Genomic DNA, 2,518 nt, shown 5'->3' on the forward strand with positions numbered 1-2,518 from the left:
AGTGGGTCGGGGGCGAGTGGGGCCGGTCTGGGGAGTGGGGTGAGTGGGGCTGGTCTCGGGAATGGGCCTGGGGCGAGTGGAGGCGGTCTCGGGAGGGGGGTGAGCGGTCCCGGTGTGAGTGGGGCGGCGCTCGCGTACCGGCTGATCGCGGGTGGGCGGCCGCTGGGCACGCTCGTCATCGGGCGGGCCGGAGTGACCGGCTTCGCCGACGAGATCACGGGCCTCGTCGAGGACCTCAGCCGACGTATCGCGCTCGCCATCGGCGCGGCCCGCCAGTACGCGCGCCAGGCCACCATCAGCCGGGTCCTCCAGCGCGGCCTGCTGCCCGGGGCGGTCGCCGAGATCCCCGGGGTGCGCAGCGCCCTCGTCTACGAGCCGCTCGACAAGGGCGGCCCCAGCGGCGACTTCTACGACCTGTTCCCGGCGGGTGACGGGCGCTGGTGCTTCGTCGTGGGCGACGTACAGGGCAAGGGGCCCGAGGCCGCCGTGGTGATCGGCCTTGCCCGGCCCTGGCTGCGGCTGCTGGCCCGCGAGGGGTACGAGGTCGCCGACGTCCTCGACCGCCTCAACAGGCTCCTGCTCGACGACGCGACGGAGGCGGCGGACGCGGCGGCCCGCGCGCTGGTGGCAGCGGGCGGGCCCGGGCTCGGCGCCGACCCCGGACCGCAGACACGCTTCCTGTCCATGCTGTACGGCGAACTGGTGCCCTTCGACGGCGGAGTGCGCTGCACCCTCGCCTCCGCCGGGCATCCGCTGCCGTTGCTGCTCGGCCCCGACGGCGACGTACACGAGGTGGCCTGCCCCCAGACCCTCCTCGGCGTCTTCGAGGACGCGACCTACGTCTCCGAGACCTTCGAGCTGTACCCCGGCGACACCCTGCTGTGCGTCACGGACGGCGTGACCGAGCGCCGCAGCGGGCCGCGCCAGTTCGATGACGACGACGGCCTCGCCGAGGCCCTGGTCGGCTGCACCGGCCTGAGCGCGGAACTCATCGCGGAACGGATCCGCAGGCTGGTCCACGAGTTCGGCGCCAAGCCGCCGGAGGACGACATGGCGCTGCTGGTCCTCCAGGCGGAATAGCGGCCTGTGAGGAGTGCGGACCAACCGGCTGCGGGGAGAGTGGACCAGCCGGCCGTACGGAGTTCCGGCGGGCGTACGGGACAATGGAAGGCATGCCTTCCGCACTCCCCGACGGTGAGCCCGTCCCCGACGACGGGGCGCTGCCCGCGCACGCCCTGGCCGGGGCCGCCGACCGCCCCCTCGGGTTCTATCTCCACGTGCCGTACTGCGCGACCCGCTGCGGCTACTGCGACTTCAACACCTACACGGCGACCGAGCTGCGGGGCACCGGAGGCGTGCTCGCCTCCCGTGACAACTACGCCGAGACGCTGGTCGACGAGGTCCGTCTCGCCCGCAAGGTGCTCGGCGACGACCCGCGTCCCGTCCGTACGGTGTTCGTCGGCGGCGGTACGCCCACCCTCCTGCCCGCCGACGATCTCGTACGGATGCTCGCCTCGATCCGTGCCGAGTTCGGGCTCGCGGACGACGCGGAGATCACCACCGAGGCGAACCCGGAGTCCGTAGACCCGGCGTACCTGGCGACCCTGCGGGCCGGGGGCTTCAACCGGATCTCCTTCGGTATGCAGAGCGCCCGGCAGCACGTGCTGAAGGTGCTCGACCGCACGCACACGCCCGGGCGGCCCGAGGCCTGTGTCGCCGAGGCCCGCGCGGCCGGCTTCGACCATGTCAACCTCGACCTGATCTACGGCACCCCGGGGGAGTCCGACGACGACTGGCGCGCCTCGCTGGAAGCGGCCCTCGGAGCCGGGCCCGATCACATTTCCGCGTACGCGCTCATTGTCGAGGAGGGTACGCAGCTTGCCCGGCGGATCCGGCGTGGGGAGGTGCCGATGACGGACGACGATGTCCACGCGGACCGTTATCTGATCGCCGACGAGGTGCTCGCGGGGGCGGGGTTCGACTGGTACGAGGTGTCCAACTGGGCAACCTCCGATGCCGGGCGGTGCCTCCACAACGAGCTGTACTGGCGTGGTGCCGACTGGTGGGGCGCCGGGCCGGGCGCCCACAGCCACGTGGGCGGGGTGCGGTGGTGGAACGTGAAGCATCCGGGGGCGTATGCCGGGGCGCTGGCGGCGGGGAGGTCGCCCGGGGCGGGGCGTGAGCTGCTTTCCGGGGAGGACCGGCGGGTGGAGCGGATTCTTCTTGAGCTGCGGTTGCGGGAGGGGTGTCCGTTGTCGTTGCTCCGGCCGGAGGGGCTGTCCGCCTCGCGGCGGGCGCTGTCGGAGGGGCTCCTGGAGGACGGGCCGTACGACGACGGGCGGGCCGTTCTTACCTTGCGGGGGCGGCTGTTGGCGGATGCGGTGGTGCGGGATCTGGTGGACTGAGGTGGGGGGTTCTCGCCCCCTCCGCCCCTACCCGTCCCTTGTCTCCGGGGGCTGCCGCCCCCGGGCCCCCGCTTCGGCCTGAACGGCCTCGTCCTCAAACGCCGGACGGGCTG

2 protein-coding genes are annotated in these 2,518 nt (G+C 73.1%); both read left to right on the forward strand.

What is annotated here, in order from left to right:
- On the forward strand, positions 1–1,080 hold a 1,080-nt coding region (locus ACFWP7_RS41840; protein ID WP_384393654.1), incomplete at its 5' end, for a PP2C family protein-serine/threonine phosphatase.
- A 92-nt stretch (positions 1,081–1,172) separates the two neighbouring features.
- Positions 1,173–2,405, forward strand: a complete 1,233-nt coding sequence (gene hemW / locus ACFWP7_RS41845; RefSeq protein WP_384393657.1) for a radical SAM family heme chaperone HemW — start codon at positions 1,173–1,175, stop codon at positions 2,403–2,405.
- Positions 2,406–2,518: the final 113 nt, after the last annotated feature.

The sequence above is a fragment of the Streptomyces sp. NPDC058470 genome (assembly GCF_042721055.1).
In the GTDB taxonomy this organism is placed as follows: Bacteria; Actinomycetota; Actinomycetes; order Streptomycetales; family Streptomycetaceae; genus Streptomyces.

Bases quoted from the DNA above. Each gene is read 5' to 3' on its own strand.
- hemW (WP_384393657.1), top strand. From the start codon at position 1,173: ATGCCTTCCGCACTCCCCGACGGTGAGCCCGTCCCCGACGACGGGGCG.